Genomic DNA, 23,324 nt, shown 5'->3' on the forward strand with positions numbered 1-23,324 from the left:
GCGATTGGGATCAGCCCCGCAAGGCTTGCACAAAGCGCTGCGCAGCGGCGCCCACCTCTTGGGCCGATTGACCCGGCTTGTACAAAGCCGACCCCAAACCAAAGCCCTTGGCCCCTGCGCTCAAGTAGGCGGCCATGTTGTCGGGCGTGATGCTGCCCACGGGCAGCAAGGCGGTGCCGCTGGGCAACACCGCGCGCATGGCCTTGAGCACGCTGGGGGTGATCATTTCTGCTGGGAAAAGTTTCAAGGCATGGGCACCCGCATGCAGGGCCGCAAAGGCCTCGCTGGGCGTGGCCACACCGGGCACACAGGCCAGGCCCAGGCGCACGGCTTCGTGCACCACAGCGGGGTCAAAGTGCGGAGAGATGATGATGCGCCCGCCTGCGGCCTGCACGTCGCGCACTTGGGCACTGGTGAGCACCGTGCCCGCACCGATCAGATGGTCCGGGTGCTGCGCGGCCAAGGCGGCGATGCTCTCCAAAGGCCGCGGCGAGTTGAGCGGCACTTCGATCAAGGCAAAGCCTTTGTCCACCAAGGCCTGGCCGACGGCCGGTGCCTCTTCGGGCCTGAGGCCCCGCAAGATGGCCACCAGCGGCAGTTGATCCAGGGCTTGCGCGAATTGTTCGGCAGTGTTCATGCGGTGTGTGTCCAAGGTTTTGCCAAAGCGGCGTGTCCGGCCCAGGTGGCTTCGTCGCCCAAGCATTGGCTGTCCATGCCCAAGGCGAGTAAAGCTGCCGCATAGCGCTGCGTGAGCACGGCGCTGCCCACCAGCAGCACGGCGCTGCCGGGACGGGCCATGGCCCGCAGCTCTTCGCCGATCAACAGGCCAGATAAAAAGGAGGCGTGCTGCACGGCAGGCAGGCTGCCAAACAGCGCCAGTGTGCGGGTGGCAAAAATGCTCGACAGCACGCTGGGTGTGCGCTGCGCCAATTGCGCGCCCTGCAAAAAAGCGCCTTCATGCCAAGGCGCATCGACCTGCAGGGTGCGCGAGAGGATCGAGTGCTGGCTCAGCAAGGCAAACACTTCGCCGGTCATGAAGCTGCGAAAACCTTGCACGCGGTCCGCCTCCACTTGTGCCCATTTGCTGTGTGTACCGGGCAAGACCACGGTCGCATCGCGCCGGCCTGTCAACGACAGCGCACCAAAAATCTGGATCTCTTCGCCGCGCATCACATCGTGCTGTGGTACCGGCAATCCGTCATTGTGCAGACAGCTCAGGCCCGGCACGATCGCCATGCGGCCTGCTTGCAACCAATGCAGGGCAGAGGCCAATTCCTCAAAGCCCGCAGGGCAATGGCAGTAGGGCGCTTCTTGCCAGCCCTGCTGGCTGCCCGCCATGCCCGAGATCAGGCACAAGGCGTCCGGCGTTTGCATCCAGTCGCCAAAGCATGCGTCAAACACCGCTTCAAACTGGCCTTTGGCCACGGTCATGATGCCGCGTTGGAATTGTCGTGATTCCAGGACCTGACCTGCAGCATCCAGCCTCGCCCCACGCAAACTGCTGGTGCCCCAATCGACGGCGATCAAAGGGCGTGTGCTCATGGCTTTAGGCTTTTCAGCACGGCATCGGGGCGGGGCAAGGGCGCGACCGCGCCATAGCCTTGCACCGACAGGGCCGCGGCCGCATTGGCATAGGCGGTGGCTTTCCAAAGCTCATCGCCTTTGGACAGGCGTGCCAGCAAATTGCCTGCAAAGCAGTCACCGGCGCCCGTGGCGTCCACCGCTTGGACCGTCAGGCCGGGCACCTGCCGCTGGGTTTGGCCGTCAGAGGCCAGTGCGCCTTCGGCACCCAGTTTGAGCACCACCTGCTGTGCGCCTTGCGCATGGCTCCACGCGATGATGGACTGTGGGTCGGTCAGACCGGTCAGCGCCGTGATGTCCTCCAAGCTGGGCAGAAACAAATCGCACAGACCGATGGCGTGGGTGATGCACGCTTGCGCCCTGGCCAGCGGCCACAGCGACAAGCGCAAGTTGGAGTCGAACGCCACAAGCGTGCCTGAGGCGCGGGCCAGCTGCATCGCTGCGAAAGCCGCATCGCAGGCCGAGGCAGAAATCGCCAGGCTGATGCCCGACAGGTGCAACCAGCGGCTGCGCGCTATGGCGGCTTGCCAGCGGGGCACATCGGCAGGCTGCATGCGGCTGGCGGCCGAGCCTGCGCGTGCGTAGCTGAAGTGGTGGCCCTGTGCGTCGTGGCTCACAAAGTACATGCCGGTGGGCGCTTGGCTCTCGCGCAGCACGGCAGCCGTGTCTACGTTTTCGCGCTGCCACAGGTCCATCAGGCGATCACCCCAGCGGTCGGTGCCCAGGCGCGTGAGGTAGGCCACTTGCGCGCCAGCGCGGGCGGCGGCAATGGCGGCATTGCTGGTGTCGCCGCCAAAGCCTTGCAAGTACAAAGGGGGCTCGGCCTGGGTCTGGTTGAACTCGACCATGGCCTCGCCCAAGGCGACGATGTCCTGTGTTTTCTGGGTTTTCATGTGCAGGAGCCGCACCCCGTGCGCGATGGCCTGTGATGCATCCATGAATGCGCGCTCACCTGTTGGCTTGTGTGTTCAGTTCAAACCCTTCAAGGCGTCGGCGGGGTAAGCGGGTCGCGTTTTGCAGTCTTCGATGTACTGTTCAATGATGGCTTCAAAGCTGGCATCGGCGCGCAGCCCCAAGGCGTGTGCGCGCTCGAAGGTGCAGCCTTTGGCCCAGTTGTCCACAATGCCCGCAATGCGTTCATCGCGTTCAAACTTCACGCGGGCTCGCACAGCGGGGCCAGCCACTTTTTCCAGCGCGGTCATCATCTGGCCCACGCTCACATTCAGGCCGGGCAGGTTCAGTGCCATGCGCCCACCAATGGCTTCACGGCTGGCTTCAAACACGGTGATCAAGCCGTGGATGGTGGTGCCCGGTGAGGACATGGGGTGCGAGACGCTGGCGTCCACCGGGCATGTGGTCTCGACACCGGCCAGTGGCTCGCGGATGATGCCGCTGAAAAACGAAGACGCTGCGCCATTGGGCTTGCCGGGGCGCACGCTCACTGTCATCAGGCGAGCGGCGCGACCGTCGATGTAGCCTTTGCGGGTGTAGTCGGCCACCATGTGCTCGATCATCAGCTTGTGCGTGCCGTAAGAGGTTTGCGGCGTGGGCAAGGTGGTGTCGGCCACCAAGGCTGGCATGGGGTTGGCCGCATCGGGCCCGAACACCGCCACCGAGCTGGCAAACACCAGGCGGGAAGCTTTGCCCGAAGCCCGGATGCTGTCCAGCAACAAGCGCGAGCTGTCCACGTTGGAGCGCAGGCCCAGGTCAAAGTCGATCTCGCACTCGCCCGACACGGCAGACGCCAGGTGGAACACGCCGTCAAAGCCGCTCTTGAACAAGTCGCCTTGTTCCAGCATGGGGCCCGCATGGCCCTTGACCCGAGGGTCGGTCAGCAGGTCGGCGGGGGCGGGGAAGAGGTCGGCAATGACCACTTCATGGACGGTCTGGCCGTTGAGTTGGCCTTTTTTCAAAATCTCGCGGGCCAGTCGAGCGCCCAAAAATCCGGCACCGCCGGTGATCAAAATGCGCATGATGAGTTCCTTGGTTTATTCAGAGCGATGTGCAATTTTTGCAGAAACCTACCGAATGGGCGATCCGGTATTTTTTGTAGGAGCCCACCCCGTGGGCGATTGTGCGTGGACCACAAAGGCCCGTATCGCCCACAGGGTGGGCTCCTGCGAAAGAAATGCGGTCTATCAATGGTTGTCTTTGGGCACGGCCGCGCCGCGCTGGCCGACCAAAAAGTCCATGTCGGCGCCTTCGTCGGCTTGCAGCACATGGTCAATGTAGAGCTTCCAGTAACCCGAGTTCATGGCCGGTGCGGGCTTTTCCCACAAGGCCAGGCGGCGCGCCAGCTCTTCGTCGCTGATGAGCAGTTGCAGTTTGCGCTCGGGCACGTTGAGTTCAATCATGTCGCCGTTTTGAACCACGGCCAGTGGCCCGCCCGCAGCGGCTTCTGGCGTGGTGTGGAGCACCACGGTGCCATACGCCGTGCCGCTCATGCGGGCGTCCGAGATGCGCACCATGTCGGTGATGCCCTTGCGCAGCACCTTGGGCGGCAGCGGCATATTGCCCACCTCGGCCATGCCGGGGTAGCCCTTGGGGCCGCAGTTCTTCAACACCAAAATGCAGTTTTCGTCGACGTCCAAGTTCTCGTCGTCGATGCGTTTGTGGAAGTCGGTGCTGTCTTCAAACACCACCGCACGTCCGGTGTGCACCATCAGTGCGGGTGTGGCAGCGCTGGGCTTGATGACCGCGCCGCGCGGGGCCAAGTTGCCGCGCAAGATGGCGATGCCCGCTTTTTCCTTGAAGGGTTCGTCGAACTTCTTGATCACGCGCGGGTCGTAGTTCACGGCGCCCGCGATGTTCTCGCTCACGCTTTTGCCGGTCACGGTGATGATGTCTTTGTGCAGCAAGTGCTCGATTTCTTTCATGATGACGGGCAAGCCACCGGCGTAGCAAAAGTCCTCCATCAGGTGGTCACCTGAGGGTTGCAAATTCAGCAGGCAAGGCAGATCGCTGCCCAAACGCTCGAAGTCGTCCACGGTGAGCTTCAGGCCCAAGCGGCCGGCAATGGCGATCAAGTGGATCACCGCATTGGTCGAGCCGCCAATGGCCGCCAGCGTGCGGATGGCGTTTTCAAAAGCCTCGCGGGTCAGCACTTGGCTGATGGTCTGGTCGGTGTGCACCATCTCCACGATGCGGCGACCAGCCTCGCGGGCCAGCACATTGCGGCGGCCGTCCACGGCCGGGTAAGTGGCGTTGCCGGGCAGGCCAATGCCCAGGGCTTCGACCATGCTGGCCATGGTGCTGGCTGTGCCCATGGTCATGCAGTGGCCATGGCTGCGGTGCATGCAGCTCTCCGCTTCAAAGAAGTCTTGCAGCTTGAGCGTGCCCGCACGCACTTGCTCGCTCATGCTCCAAACGCCGGTGCCCGAACCCAATTCTTGCCCGCGCCATTTGCCGTTCAGCATGGGGCCGCCCGACACGCCAATGGTGGGCAAGCCCACGCTGGATGCGCCCATCAGCAAGCTGGGGGTGGTTTTGTCGCAGCCCATGAGCAGCACCACACCGTCGATCGGGTTGCCACGGATGCTTTCTTCCACGTCCATGCTGGCCAGGTTGCGGTACAACATGGCGGTGGGGCGCAACAGCGTTTCGCCCAGCGACATGACGGGGAATTCGAGCGGGAAGCCGCCCGCCTCGTACACGCCGATCTTGACCTGCTCGGCCAAGGTGCGGAAGTGCGAGTTGCAAGGCGTGAGTTCGCTGAAGGTGTTGCAAATGCCGATGACCGGACGACCGTCAAACTGGTCGTGCGGTACGCCCTTGCCCTTGACCCAGCTGCGGTAAGCAAAGCCATCGCGGTCTTGGCGGCCAAACCATTGCTGGCTGCGCAGGTCTTCGGGTTTTTTGCGTGGGGAGGAGGACATGGTGATGGAGCCTGAATCAGAGGGTTGGCGAATGCATTCAATCGTATGATGAATGATTTTGGCTTGCCACCATGTAAACCCTGAGACAGGGTCAAGTTCGGGTCGTGAAATGCCCGGCTTCAGGGTTTTCCTGAGTTTTGCATTCGGTCATTCATCATATGATTGACCGAAATTACCCCATCGTTCATGGTCAAAAACGCACACGGTCACACACTGGATTTGCTGGGACAAGCCATCTTGTCAGGCCAATACCCTGTGGGCGCGAGTTTGCCGCCAGAGCCCCTGCTGTGCGAGCAGTTTGGCGTCAGCCGCACAGTGGTGCGCGAAGCCATCAAGTCCTTGGTGGCCAAGGGCCTGCTCATCACGGGTCCCAAGCTCGGCACCCGGGTGCTGACCGATGCGCAGTGGAACTGGTTCGACCCCGATGTGATCACCTGGCAGGCGCAAGCGGGGTTGACCCCTGAGTTCCTGCGTGACCTGCAAGAGTTGCGCCGTGTGGTGGAGCCCGCCGCTGTGCGCCTGGCGGCAGAAAAAGCCACAGACCAGGATATCGCGCAGATCGAAGAAGCTTATGCCGGCATGAAGCTGGCGGTGGAGCAGGGCGGCGACTACGTGGTGCACGACCTGCGCTTTCACCAAGGCTTGCTGCACGCCTCGCACAACCGCATGCTGATCCAAATGGGCAAAGCCTTGAGTGCCTTGCTGCGCACCAGTTTTGAGCTTTCGACCCGTATCCAGGACGGTCCCCGCAGTTCATTGCCCTTGCACCGGGCGGTGCTGGATGCCGTGATCAAACATGCCCCGGACAAAGCCGAGAAAGCCATCATGGTCTTGATCAACGGTGCCAATGAAGACATTGAGCGTGTGGTGTCCAGCCGCAAAAAGCTCCCACGCATGTCGGGCTCGCCGACACGCTTGAGAAAAGTGACTTGATTTTTTGATTTTCAACCCAGTGTTTTATTCAAGGAGACAAACATGTTCAAACGCAGAAATCTGGTGACCCTCTTGGCGGGCACCTTCCTGGTGGCCAGTGGTGCCATGGCGCAATTTGCCGAGCGCAACATCAAGTTCACCAACGGCATCAACGACGACCACCCCGTGGCCTTCGGTGTGAAAAAGATGCAAGAAATCCTGGCCGCCAAATCCGGCGGAAAAATGAAGATCACTGCCTTCTGGGGCGGCATGGCCGGTGGTGACTTGCAGGCCACACAGGCTTTGCGTGCGGGCACACAAGAGATGGTGTGCACCTCCAGCTCGCCGCTGGTGGGCATCGTCAAAGAGCTGGGTGTGTTCGACTTGCCTTTCCTCTTTGCCAACGAAAAAGAAGCCGACATGGTGCTCGATGGCCCCGCTGGCAAGTATTTCAATGCCAAGCTCGAAGCGGCTGGCTTGGTGAACTTGTCTTATTGGGAAAACGGTTTCCGTAACTTGACCAACAGCAAGCGCCCTGTGGCCAAGCTGGAAGACTTTGACGGCGTCAAGGTCCGCGTGATGCAAAACAACATCTTCTTGGACACATTCAAGACCCTGGGCACCAACGCCGTGCCCATGGCTTTCCCTGAGGTGTTCTCGGCCTTGGAAAGCCGTGCCATCGACGGTCAGGAAAACCCCTTTGTGACCATTGAAACCTCCAAGTTCAATGAAGTGCAAAAGTACCTGAGCGTGACACGCCACGCCTACACGCCCTTCCTGATCCTTTACAGCAAAAAGCTGTGGGACCAGCTGAGCCCTCAAGAGCAAGCGCTCTTGCGTGAAGCTGCGATGGAAGGCCAGAAAGTCGAACGCGCGGCCAACAGAGCTTTGAACGAAAAATCGCTCGCATCGCTCAAAACCAAAGGCATGCTGATCAATGAAGTCAGCGCAGCCGAGCAAAGCCGCATCCGAGCCAAAGTGGCCTCGGTGTACGACAAGCACAAGGACTCGATTGGCGCTGACGCCATCAAAGTGGTGCAAGACGAACTCAAGAAAGCACGCGGCGGTTGATCCCCTGCCGTCAGCCCCACAGCCACAAGCTGTGGGGCTTTTTTAACGTCTGAAATTGAAGTCACCATGAAAATCACCCAACTTGAAACCATCCGCCTGGACGAATTTCCCAACATCATTTGGGTGCGGCTGCACACCGACGAAGGCCTGGTGGGGCTGGGCGAAACCTTCATGGGTGCGCAGGCGGTCGAGGCCTATCTGCACGAATGGGTGGCCCCCAAGCTGGTGGGGCAAGACCCGTTGGCCATCGAGTCGCGTTTGCGCGACATCACGGGTTATCTGGGCTGGCGCGGGTCCGGTGTCGAGACGCGTGGCAACTCGGCGGTGGACATCGCGCTGTGGGACATCTTTGGCAAAGCCGCTGGCATGCCGGTGTACACCGCTTTGGGCGGCAAAAGCCGCGACGAGATCCGTGTGTACAACACCTGCGCGGGCTACCAGTACATCCGCAGCAACGTCAACCAGACCAGCAGCAATTGGGGTCTGGGCAACAACGCCGGGCCTTACGAAGACCTGCAAGGCTTTTTGCACCGCGCGGGCGAAGTGGCCGAGTCGCTGCTCTCCGAGGGCATCACCGGCATGAAGATCTGGCCCTTTGACATGGCCGCTGAAAAATCACATGGCCAGTACATCAGCCCGCAAGACCTGAACACGGCACTGGAGCCGTTTCGCAAGATCCGAAATGCGGTGGGCGACAAGATGGACATCATGGTCGAGTTCCACAGCCTGTGGCGCTTGCCCATGGCGCAAAAGATTGCCCGTGCCTTGCAAGAGTTCGACACCTTTTGGCACGAAGACGCGATCCGCATGGACAGCCTCGATTTGCTCAAGCAGTACGCGGTGGACTGCAAGGCGCTGATCTGTGCGAGCGAGACGCTCAGCTACAAATGGGGCTTCAAGGATTATTTGCAAACCGGTGTGGGTGGTGTGGCCATGCTCGACCTGAGCTGGTGCGGAGGCCTGACCGAAGCACGCAAGATCGCCGCCATGGCCGACGCTTGGCAACTGCCCGTCGCCCCGCACGATTGCACTGGGCCGGTGGTGTGGGCCGCGTCCACGCACTTGTCGCTGCACGCGCCCAATGCGCTGATTCAAGAAAGCGTGCGCGCCTTCTACTCTGGCTGGTACAAGGAGTTGGTGACTGAATTGCCGCAAGTGAAAAACGGCATGATAAGTTTGAATGACAAGCCGGGTTTGGGTTTGGAGTTGTTGCCCGACTTGCACAAGCGGGCCGATGCGGTGGTGCGCGTGAGCCGCTGAGGGACAGAGACGGACCGTCTTGGTTTCTGATCAACCATCGCCCACGGGGTGGGCTCCTACAAAAAGATCAACCATCGCTCAGGGGGTGGTCTCCTACAAAAGGATCAACCATCGCCCACGGGGTGGGATCCTATAAAAGGCTTAACCATCGCCCACGGGGTGGGCTCCTACAACTTCCCTGTAGGAGCCCACCCCGTGGGCGATGGCGGTTTCAAAGCGCAAAAAAAGTTCTTACCCCAAGCAGAGGCCGCAACGGTGAGATGTGGGATTTCTGTAGGAGCCCACCCCGTGGGCGATGTGCATGGAACACGCCCACTGGGATCAACAAATCAACCGCGACCGACAAACGGCATGTTGGTGGCCATCACCGTGGTGAACAGGATGTTGGCCGACAAGGGCAGGCGCGACATGGTCAAGAAGGTGTCGACCACGGCCGACATGTCCATGCGCGGTTCGGCCTTGATGCTGCCGTCGGCCTGGGCCACGCCTTTGGCCATGCGCTCGGTCATGTCCGAGGCCACGTTGCCGATGTCGATCTGGCCTACCGCAATGTTGAAGGCCCGTCCGTCCAGCGAGGCGGCACGGGTCAGGCCCGAGACGGCGTGTTTGGTCGCGGTGTAGGCGATCGAGCCGTAGCGTGGCACATGGGCCGAGATCGAGCCGTTGTTGATGATGCGGCCGCCTTGCGGGCTTTGCTCTTGCATCAACTTGAAGGCGTGCGAGAGGCAATAAAAAGCACCGTTGAGGTTGACGTCCACCATGCGGCGCCAGTCGTCGCCGGTCACATCACCGGGCATGGTGGTGGGCAACGAGATGCCCGCGTTGTTGAACAGCAGGTCCAAGCGACCGAATTGGGCGCGGACTTTCTTGAACAAGGCCTTGACCTGTTCTTCGCTGGACACATCGGCGGGCATGGCCACGCCATTGGCGGCGTTGGCACCGGCTTTGGCGATGGTCTCTTGCAGTGCGTCGGCACGGCGGCCGACCAGCACCACTTGCCAGCCTTCATTGAGCAATCCAAGGGCACAAGCTTGGCCAATGCCAGAGCTGGCACCGGTGACGAGGGCAACTTTTTTCATGGGGAGAGACTTTCAGAAATTCAGAAAAAACGGTTCAGCAAGGTGAGCGATTTTCACGCATCGGCGAAGGCGATCTGGACCTTGAGCGATTGGCTTTTGTCGGCAGCCAAGTCAAAGGCTTCGATGGCGCGGTCCATCGGCAGCACGCCGGTGATGACGGGCTTGCCATTGACCAGGCCTTCGTTCAAAAAGCGCACAGCGGTGGCGAATTCCGCATGGAAGCGGAAGGTGCCGCGCAGGTCGACTTCCTTGGCCACGATCTGTGTCATGGGCAGGCTGATGTCGCCGCCCATGCCCACGGTGACGAGCACGCCACGCGGCACGATGGTGTCCAGACCCACGCGCAAGGCCGCTTCGCTGCCCGAGGCTTCAAAGACGGCATCAAACTGGCCTTTGTCCACTTTGTACTTGTCCAGCGCTTCGGCCTGGGTCTTGAGGTTGATGGTCTCGTCTGCGCCCATCTCTTGGGCGCACTTCAAAGGCAAGTCGGCGATGTCGGCCGCCACGATGCGGGCGGCACCGGCGCGGCGCAAAGCGCCAATCAGCAGCGAGCCAATCGGGCCGCAACCGGTCACCAGCACCTGCTTGCCCAGCACGCCGCCTGCGCGCTGTATGGCATGCAGGCCAACCGACAGGGGCTCGGCCAAAGCCGCTTCAGACAGGCTCAGGTGGTCGGCGATCGGGTGGGCCTGGTAGCCCTCAATCACCAGCTGTTCGCTGAACGCCCCTTGGATGTGCGGGAAGGGCATGGCGCTGCCGTAGAACCGCATGTTCAGGCAGTGGTTGTGCTGGCCCGCTTGGCAAAAGCGGCAGTGGCCGCAAGGGCGCGAAGGCGAGATGGCGATGCGCTGGCCCACGGCCACGCCTTGCACGTTGGCGCCCACGGTCTGGACGATGCCGGAGACTTCGTGGCCCAGGGCAATTGGCTCTTTGATGCGCACGGTGCCAAAGCCGCCGTGCTGGGCGTAGTGCAGATCAGAGCCGCAAATGCCGCCATAGGCGACGCGCACTTGGAGCTGCTCTGGTTTCAGGGCAGGCAACTCACGCTCTTCCAGTCGCAAATCGCGGGGACCGTGGCAAATGACAGAACGCATGGGTTCAACTTTCAAATCGGTTGGGAGGATGGGTTCAATACATCATGCGCGCAGGCACCATGACCAGCGCCGGGAACATCACCATCAGGAACATGACGATGAACTGCATGGTCATGAAAGGCAGCACGCCACGCGTCACATCGTCCATGCGCATGCGGCCCACGCCCGCCACCACGTTGAGCACGGTGCCCACAGGCGGGGTCACCAGGCCAATCGAGTTGTTGATGATGAACAGCACGCCGAAGTAAACCGGGTCAATTCCAGCGGCTTTGACGATGGGCATCAGCACGGGGGTCAAAATCAAGATGGTAGGTGTCATGTCCATGGCGGTGCCCACCACCATGCACAAGATCATGATGACGAACATCAGCAGCGTGGGCTTGTCGATCAGCGGTTGCAGCAGCTCGACCAACTGCGCGGGCAGGTTGGCCACGGCGATCAACCAGGCGGACACCATGGCCGCAGCCACCAGGAACATGACCAAAGCCGTGGTCATGGCGGCGCGCTCGAACACCTCGTACAGCTGTTTCCAATTCAGTTCGCGGTACACCACACCGGCCACAAACAGGGCGTACACCGCGGCCACCACAGCAGCTTCTGTGGGCGTGAAGACGCCCATGCGCAAGCCCACCAAAATGATCAAAGGCAGCATCAAGGCCCAGCCTGCGCTGCGCATCGAGGCCATCACTTCGGCAAACGTTTTGCGTGGAGGGGGTGTCAGGTCTTCTTTGCGGGTGAGGTACCACCAAGTGATCCACAAACCTGCGCCGAGCAAGATGCCTGGAAAGATGCCAGCCAAAAACAGCTTGCTGATCGACACGTTGGCGGCGACACCAAAGATCACAAAACCAATCGATGGTGGAATGACCGGACCGATCACACCACACGCGGCGATCAGGCCACCACTGCGGGCCTTGTCGTGACCGGCTTTGACCATCATGGGCAGCATCAGCGCGGTGAGCGCTGCGGCATCGGCCACGGCCGAGCCCGACAGGGCCGACAGCAAGCAGGCAGCGACGATGGTCACATAACCCAGACCGCCACGAATGTGGCCCACCAGCGACATGGCGAAGTCCACGATGCGGCGCGACAGGCCGCCGGTGTTCATCACTTCGCCCGCCAACATGAAGAAGGGCACGGCCAAGAGCGGGAAGCTGTTGGCCCCCTCGATCACGTTGAGCGCAAGAATTTGCGCGTCAAAAATGTTCATGTGCCACATCAGGGCCACGCCGCAAATGAGCAAAGAAAAGGCAATCGGCACGCCCAGCGCCATGGCGGCGAGCAAAGAGCCAACGAAGATAAAAATGGTCATGTTGTGCTCCAGTGCTTATCGTTGTGCGGTGGGCAGGTCCAGGGTGTCTTCTTCCGACTCCCGAACGCCAATCAATTCCGAGTCTTTCAACTCGCCACGGGCCAGACGCCACATCTTGAGCACCAGCACCGCCGCGCCAGCACAAGCGGTAAAGATGCCGCAGCCATAAAAGAAGCCTTCGGAGATTTCCATCACCGGGCTTTTGGTGGCGATGTTCATGGCCACAATTTGCCAGGCACCTTTGGCCAGCAAGCCGCAGCAAAACAGCATCAACAAGTTGGCGATGACAAAGCAAATTTTTTGGCCCCGAACCGACAGGCGCGAGATCAAAGTGTCTGTGCCCAAGTGGGTGCCTTCTTTCATGGCCACCACCGCGCCCATGAAGGTGATCCAGACGAACAACCAGCGCGAGAGTTCATCCGAGACGGCCAGACCCGAGTTGAAGCCGTAGCGCAGCACCACGTTGCCGAACACCAGCACGACCATGATGGCCAGAAAGATCACCATGATGATTTTGATGAGCTTGCAAAAATGGTCTATGAATTGATCAATCATGGGAGAGCCTTTGGGGTTTGATCGGAAAGATGCGTGATCATGGGTACAAAAGAGGGAAATGGGTGATCATTTCGATCACAGCGTGGCGGTCACGCCGCCATCCACATACAAAACGTGGCCGTTCATGAAGCGCGACGCCTCGCTGGCCAAAAAGACGGCTGCGCCGCCGAGTTCTTCGACATCGCCCCAGCGGCGGCTCGGGGTGCGCCCGATCAGCCAAGCCGTGAAGGCTTCGTCCTTGACCAGTTTTTCGGTCAGCTCGGTTTTGAAATAACCCGGGCCCAGACCATTGACGTTCAGCCCAAACTGGCCCCAGTCGATGGCCATGCCCTTGGTGAGCATCTTCACCGCGCCTTTGCTGGCGGTGTAGGGCGCGATGCCGGGGCGACCCAGTTCGCTTTGCACCGAGCAGATGTTGATGATCTTGCCCTGACCGCGAGGGATCATTTTTTGGGCCACGGCTTTGCTGACGAAGTACACGCTGTCCAGGTTGGTCTTCATCAGGGTGTGCCAATCGTCGTCGACAAACTCGTGCAGCGGGCCGCGAATTTGCATGCCCGCGTTGTTGACCAAGATGTCGATGGCGCCCTGCGCCTCCAGGCCGTCGATGGCCGAGCGCACCTCGTCGGCGCTGGTCACGTCAAACGCGCTGGTGCTGACCGATAAATTTTCGGCCTGCAAAGTGGCGGCCGCTTGTTTCAATTTGTCGGCGTTGCGGCCGTTCAAGATGACGTGCGCGCCCGCTTGCCCCAAGGCGCGGGCCAAGGCAAAACCAATGCCACCGGACGATCCGGTGATCAGGGCCCTGCGGCCGTTCAACTGAAAAGACTCAAGAATGCTCATGCGAGAAAGTCGGTCACCCGGCTTGAAAAAGTCCCCCTCACGCGAGGGGGACGGTTGACAACAACTTACTTGGTGGCTTCGATGGCGTTGAGCAAAGCGGTGCCGTTTTTCTCACCAAAGCTCTTGGCGATTTCAGCCGACACGATCTTCTGGAACGGGGCCATGTCCACGTTTTCAATCACTTGCATGCCCGACTTCTTCAAGTCCGCCACGACCTTGCCTGCGTTTTGTGCGTTCAGGTTGCGTTGGTAGGTGGCCGCTTCACGGGCCGCGTCCACCATGATCTTTTGGTAGTTGGCAGGCAGGCTGTCGAACTTGGCTTTGTTCATGGCCACGATGATGGGCGAGTACACGTGGTTGCTCACCGTCAGGTACTTTTGCACTTCGTAGAACTTGGACGACCAGGTCACGTTGATGGGGTGCTCTTGGGCATCAAAGGCACCCGATTCGAGGGCGGTGTACAGCTCGGCGATCGGCATGGGCGACGGGTTCATGCCCAGCAGCTTGAAAGCCTGAATGTGGTACGGGTTGGGCGTGGAGCGGATCTTCAGGCCCTTCAAGTCTTCGGGCTTGTTGACGGGGCGCTTGTTGTTGGTGAAGGCGCGCCAGCCGTTTTCCCAGTAGGCCAGGCCTTTCATGTTGTGCGGAGCCAGTTCATTCAAAACGCCGGTGCCGATGTCACCATCCAGCACGTGGTAGGCGTGCTGTGCGTTGCGGAACACGAAGGGCAATTCCATGGCGGCGGTGTTGGCCACCAGGCCGTTGTAGTTGGACGCGCCGCTGGAGACGATGTCGATCGTGCCACCGCGCACGCCGTTGATCATGGCACCATCGTTGCCCAATTGGTTGGATGGGAAGACGGTGATCTCCACATCGCCGTTGGTGCGTTGCTTGACCAGCTCGGCCAGCTTCAGGGCGGCCGCGTGTTGGCCGTCGGTGGCGTTCACCGCGTGGCCCATTTTCAGGTTGAACTTGGCGGCCATGGCTGCAGAGCCGGTGGCAGCGATCAGGCAGGCGAGAAGCAGACGGGAAATTTTCATGGTGTTGTCTCCTGGTTCTAGGGGTCGGTTGAAAAGGTCGGACGAAAAAATCAATCGGTTGGCAGCGCGTACTCGTCGGCGCTGAAGACGGTGTGGAACACGGTGCCATCGAACATGGCGATCAGGTCTTTGGACACCTCGCGGCTTTCCATGCGAACAGCCGAAGCCAAGGCGATCTCAATCGACTCGCGGCTGGGGTAGCGCACCGACAGCACCATGCCAAAGTGCGGGTCGGCCACATCGCTCTCGACCTGGCGCAGCACGCGCACTTCTTGCGCGCCCGGAAAGCGCGTCCACAGCGGCACGAGCTTTTCGCGGATGTAGCGGTTGAACGCGTCTTCCATGCCGGGTTTGACCTTGCCTTGGAAGAATGCACAGCGGATGAACATGAAGGGTCCTTTTTAAAATCAGAGGGCAGGGTGCAGACGCGAAGACGTTCTGGCCTGCAATGCGGCCAGAGCCTGCGTGACCATGTCGTGCACCGGTTCGGTGATGGGCAGGCGGATGACATCGGGTTCATCGGCCTGGGGGATTTCGAGGGTGCTGAACTGACTGTCCAGCAAACCCGGCTGCATGTAGTGGCCCACGCGCTGGCGCATGCGCTGGTCGATCAGCTCAAAGTCGCCGTCGAGGAAGACAAAACACACATCACCCGCTTGCTCGCGGATGCGGTCGCGGTAAGCGCGTTTGAGCGCCGAGCAGGCCACCACGCGGCCTTGTGGGTGGGGCTGCGACAGGTAAGCACCAATGCGGTCCAGCCAAGGCCAGCGGTCGGCGTCCTGCAAGGCGATGCCCGAACGCATCTTGGCCACGCTTTCGGGCGCGTGCAGGTCATCGCCGTCGACCATCTCCAAACCCAGGCTTTGGCTCAAAGCCGCAGCCATGGTGGACTTGCCGCAACCGGACACGCCCATGACGATGAGGCGCATTGGCGTGGTGCTCATATCGGTTGGAGTCACGGGCTTGGGGCTCACTTCACCAGCGCCATGCACTCGGGCACGGGGGTGCGCAGCGGCTGGCCCGCTGTGCCGGCCTGCATGTTGGCAAAGGCCAGATCGGCCATGGCCTGACGGGTCTCATGCGTGGCGCTGGCCATGTGGGGCGTCAGCACCACGTTGTTCATGGTCCAGAGTACTTCGGGTACATGCGGTTCGTTGGCGAACACGTCCAGACCTGCGCCTGCGATGGTGCCGTTTTGCAGGGCGGCGATCAGGGCCTCCTCATCGACCACGCTGCCACGCGCCACGTTGATCAAGAAGCCACGTGGGCCCAGGGCCTGGAGCACTTCGGCGTTGATCAGGTGTTTGGTGCCCGCGCCGCCGGGGGTGATGACCACCAGGAAGTCCACATTTGCCGCCAGCTCGGCAGGCGTTGCAAAGAACTTGAAACCTGAATCGGCCTTTTCAGAGCGGGCGGTGTAGGCGATCGACATGCCAAAACCGCTGGCGCGCCGGGCAATGGCTTTGCCAATGCGGCCCAGGCCCACGATGCCCATGCGGGCGCCTGAGACCTTGCGGCCGAGCGTCATGGGGCCGCTGGGCCACTGGCCTGCGCGCACAAATTGATCGGCTTGCGCAATGGTGCGCCCCACCGACAGCACCAGGCCCATGGCCAGATCGGCCACGTCGTCGGTCAGCACGTCGGGTGTGTGGGTGACGGGAATGCCGTGCTCGATGGCGGCGGCCACATCCACACCGTCATAGCCCACACCAAACACCGACACCACTTTGGCGTTCGTCACTTGCGCCAGCAGGCTGCGCGGCACGCTGGCCTCGCCCGTGCCGGCCACGCCCACGATGCGCGGGGCGAGGGCGGCAAAGGCTGCTGGGTCGGTGATGTGGGTGCGGTCGTGCACCGTGTAGACCGATTCCAGCGCTTTTTGATAGAAAGGGTGGAGTTTGGCCACAGCCAGCACATCGGGTTTGGACACTTCAATCACTCCAGTGAAAACAGGTCTTGGACAGCGCTGTCCAAATAATTCAAAAAAAAGTGAGAACGAAAATCTGAGTGATTGACTCGTGAATCAGGGTTTTCCACGAATCTTCAAAATCTTCGTCCAAAACTTTGGGATAGCGCTATCCTATCGAGTTTGATCCTGCATTCTTCTCCGGATTAACCCTTGTCCAACACCGTTTCACTGCCCCCCAAGACCGCCAAAAGCCAACGCGCCACCGGCCGCATCACACTCAGCGATGTGGCCCGTGCCGCCGGTGTCAGCCCCAGCACTGTCTCTCGTGCCTTGCGTGGCGAAAGAGCGGTGGATCCGGCACTCATCGAACGGGTGCAGGCGGTGTCCGCCAAGCTCGGCTATGTGCCCGACCCGGCGGCACGGGCCTTGGCTTCGCAGCGCAGCAACCACGTGGCCATCCTGATCCCGCTCTTGTCCAACGCTTTGTTTGTGGACCTGCTCGACGCGGCCCAAAAAACCTTGAGGGCCGGTGGCTACCAGACCCTGATGGGCGTGACCCACTACGACGCCAGCGAAGAAGAACAGCTGCTGCGTGAGCAACTGCTGCACCGCCCGGCGGGCCTTTTGGTCACGGGCCTGGACCACAACACGGCCACCCGCAAACTCATGGCCAGCAGCCAGGTGCCCTGCGTGCACCTGATGGATTTGCCTGCGACCGATCAGGCCGATGCGCCTTACTGCGTGGGCTTTCGCCAGACCGAGGCGGGCGCGGCCATGACGCGGCACCTGCTGGCCCAAGGCCGCAAACGCATCGCCTTTGCCGCCGCGCAGCTGGACCCGCGTGTGATGCAGCGCCTGTATGGCTGGCGCAGTGCCTTGCAAGTGGCGGGCGTTTACGAGCCCACGCTGGAATTTTTGAACCCCGCGCCCTCATCGCTGGCTTTGGGCGGTGTACTGTTCGAGCAAATCATGCAGCAGCGCCCGGCGGTGGACGCGGTCTTTTTTTGCAACGATGACTTGGCCCAAGGCGCTCTCATGGCCGCATTGCGCTTGGGCATTGCCGTGCCCTCGCAAGTGGCGATTGCTGGCTTCAACGACTTAACCGGCAGCGACCAGATGCTGCCTGCGCTCACCACCGTGCGCACACCCCGCGCCCAGATCGGCGAGGCGGCTGCGCAGATGCTGCTCACCCTGATGCGCGGCGACGCGCCCGCTGCGCCGCAGCTGGACCTGGGCTTTGAAATTGTGCAGCGGCAAAGCAGCTGAATCGCGCACGGGGTGCGCTCCTACAAGAGACATGCTTCTTGGGTAATGGCCCGCCCTGTGGGCAATGCTTGGTATTGGGGCTTACAAGGAATCGCGCACGGGGTACGCTCCAGCAGAGACATGCTTCTCTGGTAATGGCCCGCCCTGTGGGCAATGCTTGGTATTGGGCCTTACAAGGAATCGCGCACGGGGTGCGCTCCTACAAGAGACATGCTTCTTTGGTAATGGCCTGCCCTGTGGGCAATGCTTGGTATTGGGGCCTACAAGGAATCGCGCACGGGGTGCGCTCCTACAAGAGACATGCTTCTTTGGTAATGGCCCGCCCTGTGGGCAATGCTTGGTATTGGGGCCTACAAGGAATCGCGCACGGGGTGCGCTCCTACAAGAGACATGCTTCTTTGGTAATGGCCCGCCCTGTGGGCAATGCTTGGTATTGGGGCTTACAAGGAATCGCGCACGGGGTACGCTCCAGCAGAGACATGCTTCTTTGGTAATGGCCCGCCCTGTGGGCAATGCTTGGTATTGGGCCTTACAAGGAATCGCGCACGGGGTACGCTCCTACAAGAGACATGCTTCTTTGGTAATGGCCCGCCCTGTGGGCAATGCTTGGTATTGGGGCCTACAAGGAATCGCGCACGGGGTGCGTTCCTACAGAGACATGCTTCTTTTGTAGGAGCCCACCCCGTGGGCGATGGTTGGCTGACCATCAGCGCATGAAATCGCGCGCAGAGCGCTGCGCACACAAACGCAAAATTATGCAGGTCTGTGCAGCACGTTGATCAGCGCCTCACCCCGGCTCAAGCGCCCGATGTTGTCGGCCAAAGTCTCCTGACGACGGCGCACCGTGCCCGAGGTCCATCCCGACATGTGGGGCGTCATCAACACGTTGTCGAGCGACGCAAAGTCAAACTGCGAAGGCGCGCATTCGGCCTGTGTCGGCGTGGGGTATTGGTACCAGGTGTCGATCACCGCGCCGCCAATCTGGCGGGCTTGGAGGGCTTCGTACAAAGCCTTTTCATCGATCACCGCGCCGCGCCCCACGTTCAGCAGCACCGCATCGGGCCGCATGGCGGCAATCGCTGCAGCACCCACCAGGCCTTGTGTGTTCTCGGTCAAGGGCAGGCTGACCACCACCGCATCGCAGCTGCCCATGAACTCGTGCAGGGCGTCCAGCGTCCAGCTGCGGTCCACCACCGGGTGGCTGATGGGGCTGCGGTTGGCCACATGCACGCGCATGCCCATGGCTTTGGCGCGCCCGGCCACAGTCTGGGCGATGTGGCCAAAGCCCACCAAGCCCAAAGTTTGCGCGCCCAACTCGGTGCGCAATGCGGTCGGGCGACCGGCCCAATAGGTCCAGCGCTGCTGGCGCAAATCTTGATCGGCCTGCGCCAGCGGCACATGGCGCATCAGCAGGGCGGCGATCACGTACTCGGCGATCGCGTTCTCGTGACCAAAGCAGTTGGCCAGCGTGCACTGCGCGGGCAAGAGCGCCGTGTTGACCGCATCCGTGCCCGCAGCAGGCGCATGAAACAACCTGGCCTTGAGGGGCAGGGGCATGTCGGCGCTGAGCTTGATGCCGATCACCACATCGGCGCTTTCATAGTGTTCGCGCTCACCGGTTTGGTCCAGCGCGTCGCTCAGGTCCAGCACCTGGTGCGCGGGGGCGATCAGGGCTTCAAAGCCCTGGCGAAAGTTGGCCGCGTTCTGGCCGTGGAAGACGATTTTCAAAGGGGTGGCGCGCATGGGGTAGGGGTGTTGCATGCCCAAAGGGGCAGGTGTGTTGGCGTTCGACTATGCCAGAGGCGGCGTGAGGGCCTGTTGGCTCGGCGACAATCGGGCCACCTTCCCTTTGCTGAAACGACTGCCATGACCTCTTTGAAACAAGTCATCCTTTTCACCGACACCGACGGCCGTGCGCGTTTTCGCGACGAAACCCTTGAATTGACCGAAGGCACACCGCAAAGCCAGTTGTCAGCGCTGATGCCCACCAGCGGTTACCAATGGCGCCAAAGCCCCGTGGGTTTTCGCAGCACCTTCCATTGCACGGGAACGCCGCAGTGGCTCTTCGTGTTGGGTGGCCAGATGGAGATCTTTTTGCAAGACGGCAGCTCGCGCATCTTTGGCCCGGGCGAATGCTTTTATTCCAACGACACCCTGCCCGCAGGCGCCACCTTTGACGCCACCGTGCACGGCCACTGGAGCCGCCAAGTCGGCCCCGATCCGCTCGTGACCTTGTTTGTGCGCGATTGAATGCCAACTGTGGTGTGGGTGCCATGTCGAGACTGAAGTCGCCTGCACCTGCGGGACGCCCAAAATGTCGAGGACGGTTCCGTTGATATCGGTGGCGTTCAACGTCACCGGCCCACTTTTAGACCACCAAAGGCAAAGCCCTCAGCCGTTTGCCCGTGAGCGCAAACAAGGCATTGCCCACCGCTGGGGCCACCGGCGGAACGGCCGGTTCGCCCACGCCTGCGGGCGCACGCTCGCTGGGCACGATGTGGGTCTGCACTTGCGGGGCCTGGCTGAGCGTGACCATGGGGTAGCTCGGGAAGTTGCTTTGCTTGACCGCGCCGCCCACGATGTCGATCCGGCCATACAGGGCCGCACTCAGGCCATACAGCACGCTGCTTTCCACTTGCTGGGCCACAGTGTCGGGGTTGACCACGGTGCCGCAGTCGATGGCGCAGACCACGCGGTGCACGCGAATCTGGCCTTTGTCCAGCGACACCTCGGCCACTTGGGCGGTGATCGATCCAAAGGACTCGTGCAGCGCCATGCCCCGCGCACGGCCTGCGGGCAGCGGCTGGCCCCAGCCTGCTTTGTCTGCGGCCAGCTTCAACACAGCGGCGTAGCGCGGCGCGTCTTTGAGCCAGTTCAGTCGGAAGGCCAGCGGGTCTTGCTGGGTGGCCACGGCCAGTTCGTCGATGAAGCTTTCCGAGAAGAAGGCGTTGTGCGAATGACCGACCGAGCGCCAAAAACCCACCGGCACGCCGGATTGGGTGAACACATGGCTCATGTGCTGGCTGGCAAAGCCGTAGGGCAGGTCGAACAGACCCTCTGAGGCGGTCTTGTCGGGCATGTCGATGGGGCCGGACAGCATGGGCACGGCACGCGCCATCCAGCGCGGGGTGATGGCGTCACCGGCGGACTTGATGCGCAAGCTGGTGACCTGGCCTTTGTCGTCCAGCGAGGCTTGGAATTTGGCCAAGTGCATGGGGCGGTAAAAGTCGTGCGTCATGTCTTCTTCGCGCGACCAGCTCAGTTGCACGGGTGTGCCATTGCAGGCCATGGCCACTTGCACGGCCTGGCCTACAAAGTCGACTTCGAGCCTGCGGCCAAAACCGCCGCCCAGCAGCGTCACGTGCACCGTCACCTGGTCGGCTTTGACACCGGCGACTTTGGCCGCCATGTCACGCGCCATTTGCGGCACCTGGGTGGGGGCCCACAGTTCCACGCGCCCGTCTTTGAAGAGGGCCGTGCAGTTCATTGGCTCCATCGTGGCGTGGGCCAGATAGGGCGCTTGGTAGAGCGCATCCATGCGGGTGGTGGCCGATTTTTCGGCCTGGGTGGGCACACCTTGCTCGTGGAAGGTGAAGCCGCTTTCGGTGTTCAGCGCCTTGAGCAAATTGGCTTGGATGGTGGCGGTGTCCAGCGCGCCAGAACTGGGCGCTTGCCACTGCACTTGCACGGCTTGTGCGCCCTGGCGTGCATGCCAGGTGCTTTGGCCCACCACCGCCAGACCGGCGGTGCCGCCGCCCCAGGCATCAAGCGGCACGACCTTGGACACGCCCTGGAGGGCCAATGCCGCTTTGGTGTCCATGGATGCGGCGCTGCCGCCCAAAATCGGGCTCATTTTCACAGCGGCAAACAGCATGCCCGGCAGGCGCACATCCAGTCCGAACTGGGCTTGACCTGTGACTTTGGCAGGGATGTCGGTGCGTGCGGTGGCTTGGCCGATCAGCTTCCAGTCCTTGCGGGCTTTGGGCGTGATGTCTTTGGGTGTAGAACCTGCCGCACCTGTGGCCATTTCGCCAAAGTGTGCGGTTTTGCCTGAGGCGTGTTTCATCACGCCTTGGCTGATGCTGATCTCGCTGGCAGGCACTTTCCATGCGCCAGCGGCGGCTTGCAACAAGCTGGCGCGGGCCGTGGCTGCGGCCATGCGCAGCGGGTCCCACAGGTCGGCGATGGTGGACGAGCCGCCTGTGGCGTTCAGACCCAGTTCGCGGGCCAGCTTGCCCACGACCCATTCGGCCATTTTGATCTTGGTCGGCTTGTGCTCGCCTTCGCTGTCCAGCGGATGAAAAGGCAAGCTGGCCACCAGCATGGCCACGTTGCCATAAATGCTGTCGGCACCGGCTTGCTCCAGCCGCACGCGGGCCAGAGGTACATCGAGCTCTTCGGCCACCAGCATGGCCAGCGCGGTGTGGATGCCCTGGCCCATTTCGCTGCGCGGCATGGCCAAGACCACTGCGCCGTCTTGGGCGATCTTGATCCAGCCGTTCAGCGCGACATCGCCTTCGGTTTTGAGCATCAGCTCAGGGGAACCCATGCGCGAGCGTGCAGGCATCACGCCCCAGCCCACGACCAAGGCACCGGTGGCGCCCAGGGCGCTCAAGATCCAAGTACGGCGTTTCATGCGGCACCGCCTTTCTTCATTTGCGCCGCAGCGCGGTGGATGGCGGCGCGCACGCGCTGGTAAGTGCCGCAGCGGCACAGGTTACTCATGGCCGCATCTATTTCGGCGTCGCTGGGGTTGGGGGTTTTGTCCAGCAGGGCGGCGGCGGCCATCAGCATGCCGCTTTGGCAGTAGCCGCATTGCGGCACTTGCTCTGCGATCCAGGCCGCTTGCAAGGGGTGGGGTTTGTCATCGGTGCCCAAAGACTCGATGGTTTTGATTTTTTGACTCGCCACGGCAGACACGGGCATCACGCAAGAGCGCACGGGCTGGCCGTCCACATGCACCGTGCAGGCACCGCAAGCGGCAATGCCGCAGCCGAATTTGGTGCCGGTCAGATTCAGTTCGTCGCGCAGCACCCACAGCAAGGGCATGCTCGGGTCGGCGGTTGAGGTGCGGCTTTGGCCGTTGATGTTCAGTTCCACGCTGTCTCCTGAAAGTGGTTCAGGCGATGGTAGTGCAAAAGCTCACAGGCCAGATGTCACGGCCGTGTGCATCGGTTCACAAAGGGGTGCTCAATGGCGGCAAGCCCTGGCGTTGGCGTGCACGGTGGCAGGCGTCGCTGCCTTCTTCAAATTCTCGGCAGGGCGACGGACGCCATTCGTAAATGCCGCAAATGGCCTTTTCGCCGGTCTTGCCATACAGCGCTGCGCAGCGCGGTGGGCTGTGGTCGGTGCCGCGCATGCGGCAGGTGTGCTCGGTGATGGGCGAGGCCAGGCCCGCAGGCACATCGCCACCGCCTTCTTCGTATTCGTACACGGAAAAGTCCACCCGGAAGCTCACGCAGCAAGCGCCGCAGGTGGTGCAGGAAGACATGGGCGGTGAATTTGAGATGGACCCCGGATCAAGGCC

The 23,324-nt window shown here is 61.6% G+C and carries 23 protein-coding genes; 5 read left to right on the plus strand and 18 right to left on the minus strand.

The features are described from left to right. Positions 1-10: 10 nt before the first annotated feature. The 5 genes from B9Z52_RS16015 to B9Z52_RS16035 form a co-directional block, all read right to left on the minus strand. Positions 11-637 carry a 2-dehydro-3-deoxy-6-phosphogalactonate aldolase gene (locus B9Z52_RS16015; protein ID WP_108414852.1) on the minus strand — a complete coding sequence of 209 codons (627 nt, stop codon included), beginning with the start codon at positions 635-637 and terminating at the stop codon, positions 11-13. Then, positions 634-1,542, minus strand: a complete 909-nt coding sequence (locus tag B9Z52_RS16020; RefSeq protein WP_108414853.1) for a 2-dehydro-3-deoxygalactonokinase — start codon at positions 1,540-1,542, stop codon at positions 634-636. Before B9Z52_RS16020 ends, B9Z52_RS16015 begins: the two co-directional genes overlap by 4 nt. Beyond that, complete coding sequence (locus B9Z52_RS16025; protein WP_369907944.1) at positions 1,539-2,519, minus strand: sugar kinase; 981 nt, start codon at positions 2,517-2,519, stop codon at positions 1,539-1,541. The genes B9Z52_RS16020 and B9Z52_RS16025 overlap by 4 nt, the downstream gene beginning before the upstream one ends. A 30-nt stretch (positions 2,520-2,549) precedes the next feature. Beyond that, positions 2,550-3,554, minus strand: a complete 1,005-nt coding sequence (gene denD, locus B9Z52_RS16030) for a D-erythronate dehydrogenase (RefSeq protein ID WP_108414854.1) — start codon at positions 3,552-3,554, stop codon at positions 2,550-2,552. A gap of 165 nt (positions 3,555-3,719) precedes the next feature. Next, positions 3,720-5,456, minus strand: coding sequence for an IlvD/Edd family dehydratase (locus tag B9Z52_RS16035; protein WP_108414855.1), 1,737 nt, complete (start codon positions 5,454-5,456; stop codon positions 3,720-3,722). A 186-nt stretch (positions 5,457-5,642) separates the two neighbouring features. Here B9Z52_RS16035 and B9Z52_RS16040 point away from each other — a divergent pair, with 186 nt between their 5' ends. The 3 genes from B9Z52_RS16040 to B9Z52_RS16050 all read left to right on the plus strand — a co-directional run bounded on the left by B9Z52_RS16040 (position 5,643) and on the right by B9Z52_RS16050 (position 8,699). Next, positions 5,643-6,389, plus strand: coding sequence for a FadR/GntR family transcriptional regulator (locus B9Z52_RS16040; RefSeq protein WP_108414856.1), 747 nt, complete (start codon positions 5,643-5,645; stop codon positions 6,387-6,389). A 42-nt stretch (positions 6,390-6,431) separates the two neighbouring features. Next, a complete protein-coding gene (locus B9Z52_RS16045; RefSeq protein WP_108414857.1) occupies positions 6,432-7,439 on the plus strand; it encodes a TRAP transporter substrate-binding protein in 1,008 nt (335 codons plus the stop codon). Between the two features lie 66 nt (positions 7,440-7,505). Beyond that, complete coding sequence (locus B9Z52_RS16050; RefSeq protein ID WP_108414858.1) at positions 7,506-8,699, plus strand: mandelate racemase/muconate lactonizing enzyme family protein; 1,194 nt, start codon at positions 7,506-7,508, stop codon at positions 8,697-8,699. A 329-nt stretch (positions 8,700-9,028) separates the two neighbouring features. On the opposite strand, the gene B9Z52_RS16055 is transcribed toward B9Z52_RS16050, so the two are convergent. The 9 genes from B9Z52_RS16055 to B9Z52_RS16095 all read right to left on the minus strand — a co-directional run bounded on the left by B9Z52_RS16055 (position 9,029) and on the right by B9Z52_RS16095 (position 16,552). Then, positions 9,029-9,778, minus strand: coding sequence for an SDR family oxidoreductase (locus B9Z52_RS16055; RefSeq protein ID WP_108414859.1), 750 nt, complete (start codon positions 9,776-9,778; stop codon positions 9,029-9,031). A 53-nt stretch (positions 9,779-9,831) separates the two neighbouring features. Beyond that, positions 9,832-10,872 carry an L-idonate 5-dehydrogenase gene (locus B9Z52_RS16060; RefSeq protein WP_108414860.1) on the minus strand — a complete coding sequence of 347 codons (1,041 nt, stop codon included), beginning with the start codon at positions 10,870-10,872 and terminating at the stop codon, positions 9,832-9,834. A 34-nt stretch (positions 10,873-10,906) separates the two neighbouring features. Next, on the minus strand, positions 10,907-12,184 hold the full coding sequence (locus tag B9Z52_RS16065) for a TRAP transporter large permease (protein ID WP_108414861.1): 1,278 nt from the start codon (positions 12,182-12,184) through the stop codon (positions 10,907-10,909). Between the two features lie 15 nt (positions 12,185-12,199). Further along, positions 12,200-12,739, minus strand: a complete 540-nt coding sequence (locus tag B9Z52_RS16070) for a TRAP transporter small permease (protein WP_108414862.1) — start codon at positions 12,737-12,739, stop codon at positions 12,200-12,202. A gap of 75 nt (positions 12,740-12,814) precedes the next feature. Beyond that, on the minus strand, positions 12,815-13,582 hold the full coding sequence (locus B9Z52_RS16075) for an SDR family oxidoreductase (RefSeq protein WP_108414863.1): 768 nt from the start codon (positions 13,580-13,582) through the stop codon (positions 12,815-12,817). 65 nt (positions 13,583-13,647) lie between these two features. Further along, positions 13,648-14,622 carry a TRAP transporter substrate-binding protein gene (locus tag B9Z52_RS16080; RefSeq protein ID WP_108414864.1) on the minus strand — a complete coding sequence of 325 codons (975 nt, stop codon included), beginning with the start codon at positions 14,620-14,622 and terminating at the stop codon, positions 13,648-13,650. Between the two features lie 50 nt (positions 14,623-14,672). Beyond that, positions 14,673-15,011 carry a hypothetical protein gene (locus B9Z52_RS16085; protein ID WP_019431089.1) on the minus strand — a complete coding sequence of 113 codons (339 nt, stop codon included), beginning with the start codon at positions 15,009-15,011 and terminating at the stop codon, positions 14,673-14,675. An 18-nt stretch (positions 15,012-15,029) separates the two neighbouring features. Then, positions 15,030-15,566 (minus strand): gluconokinase, encoded by a 537-nt coding sequence (locus B9Z52_RS16090; protein ID WP_108414865.1) that lies wholly within the window; start codon positions 15,564-15,566, stop codon positions 15,030-15,032. A 26-nt stretch (positions 15,567-15,592) separates the two neighbouring features. Next, on the minus strand, positions 15,593-16,552 hold the full coding sequence (locus tag B9Z52_RS16095; RefSeq protein ID WP_108414887.1) for a 2-hydroxyacid dehydrogenase: 960 nt from the start codon (positions 16,550-16,552) through the stop codon (positions 15,593-15,595). Positions 16,553-16,741: 189 nt separating this feature from the next. On the opposite strand from B9Z52_RS16095, the gene B9Z52_RS16100 reads away from it, so the two are divergent. Continuing rightward, positions 16,742-17,797 carry a LacI family DNA-binding transcriptional regulator gene (locus B9Z52_RS16100; RefSeq protein ID WP_108414866.1) on the plus strand — a complete coding sequence of 352 codons (1,056 nt, stop codon included), beginning with the start codon at positions 16,742-16,744 and terminating at the stop codon, positions 17,795-17,797. Positions 17,798-18,550: 753 nt separating this feature from the next. Here the strand turns inward: B9Z52_RS16100 and B9Z52_RS16105 are convergent. After that, positions 18,551-19,540: a 2-hydroxyacid dehydrogenase gene (locus B9Z52_RS16105; protein WP_108414888.1), complete on the minus strand. Its 990-nt coding sequence runs from the start codon at positions 19,538-19,540 to the stop codon at positions 18,551-18,553. A gap of 123 nt (positions 19,541-19,663) precedes the next feature. Between B9Z52_RS16105 and B9Z52_RS16110 the strand changes: the two genes are divergently transcribed. After that, positions 19,664-20,047 carry a hypothetical protein gene (locus B9Z52_RS16110; protein ID WP_108414867.1) on the plus strand — a complete coding sequence of 128 codons (384 nt, stop codon included), beginning with the start codon at positions 19,664-19,666 and terminating at the stop codon, positions 20,045-20,047. A gap of 118 nt (positions 20,048-20,165) precedes the next feature. On the opposite strand, the gene B9Z52_RS16115 is transcribed toward B9Z52_RS16110, so the two are convergent. The 3 genes from B9Z52_RS16115 to B9Z52_RS16125 all read right to left on the minus strand — a co-directional run bounded on the left by B9Z52_RS16115 (position 20,166) and on the right by B9Z52_RS16125 (position 23,288). Continuing rightward, positions 20,166-22,433, minus strand: a complete 2,268-nt coding sequence (locus tag B9Z52_RS16115; RefSeq protein ID WP_108414868.1) for a xanthine dehydrogenase family protein molybdopterin-binding subunit — start codon at positions 22,431-22,433, stop codon at positions 20,166-20,168. After that, on the minus strand, positions 22,430-22,897 hold the full coding sequence (locus tag B9Z52_RS16120; protein ID WP_108414869.1) for a (2Fe-2S)-binding protein: 468 nt from the start codon (positions 22,895-22,897) through the stop codon (positions 22,430-22,432). The genes B9Z52_RS16115 and B9Z52_RS16120 overlap by 4 nt, the downstream gene beginning before the upstream one ends. Positions 22,898-22,973: 76 nt before the next feature. Further along, the gene (locus tag B9Z52_RS16125; protein ID WP_108414870.1) at positions 22,974-23,288 is read right to left on the minus strand and encodes a YkgJ family cysteine cluster protein; all 315 of its coding nucleotides are present in this window, start codon (positions 23,286-23,288) and stop codon (positions 22,974-22,976) included. Positions 23,289-23,324 lie beyond the last annotated feature (36 nt).

The organism is Limnohabitans sp. Jir72, assembly GCF_003063575.1.
Taxonomy (GTDB): domain Bacteria; phylum Pseudomonadota; class Gammaproteobacteria; order Burkholderiales; family Burkholderiaceae_C; genus Limnohabitans_A.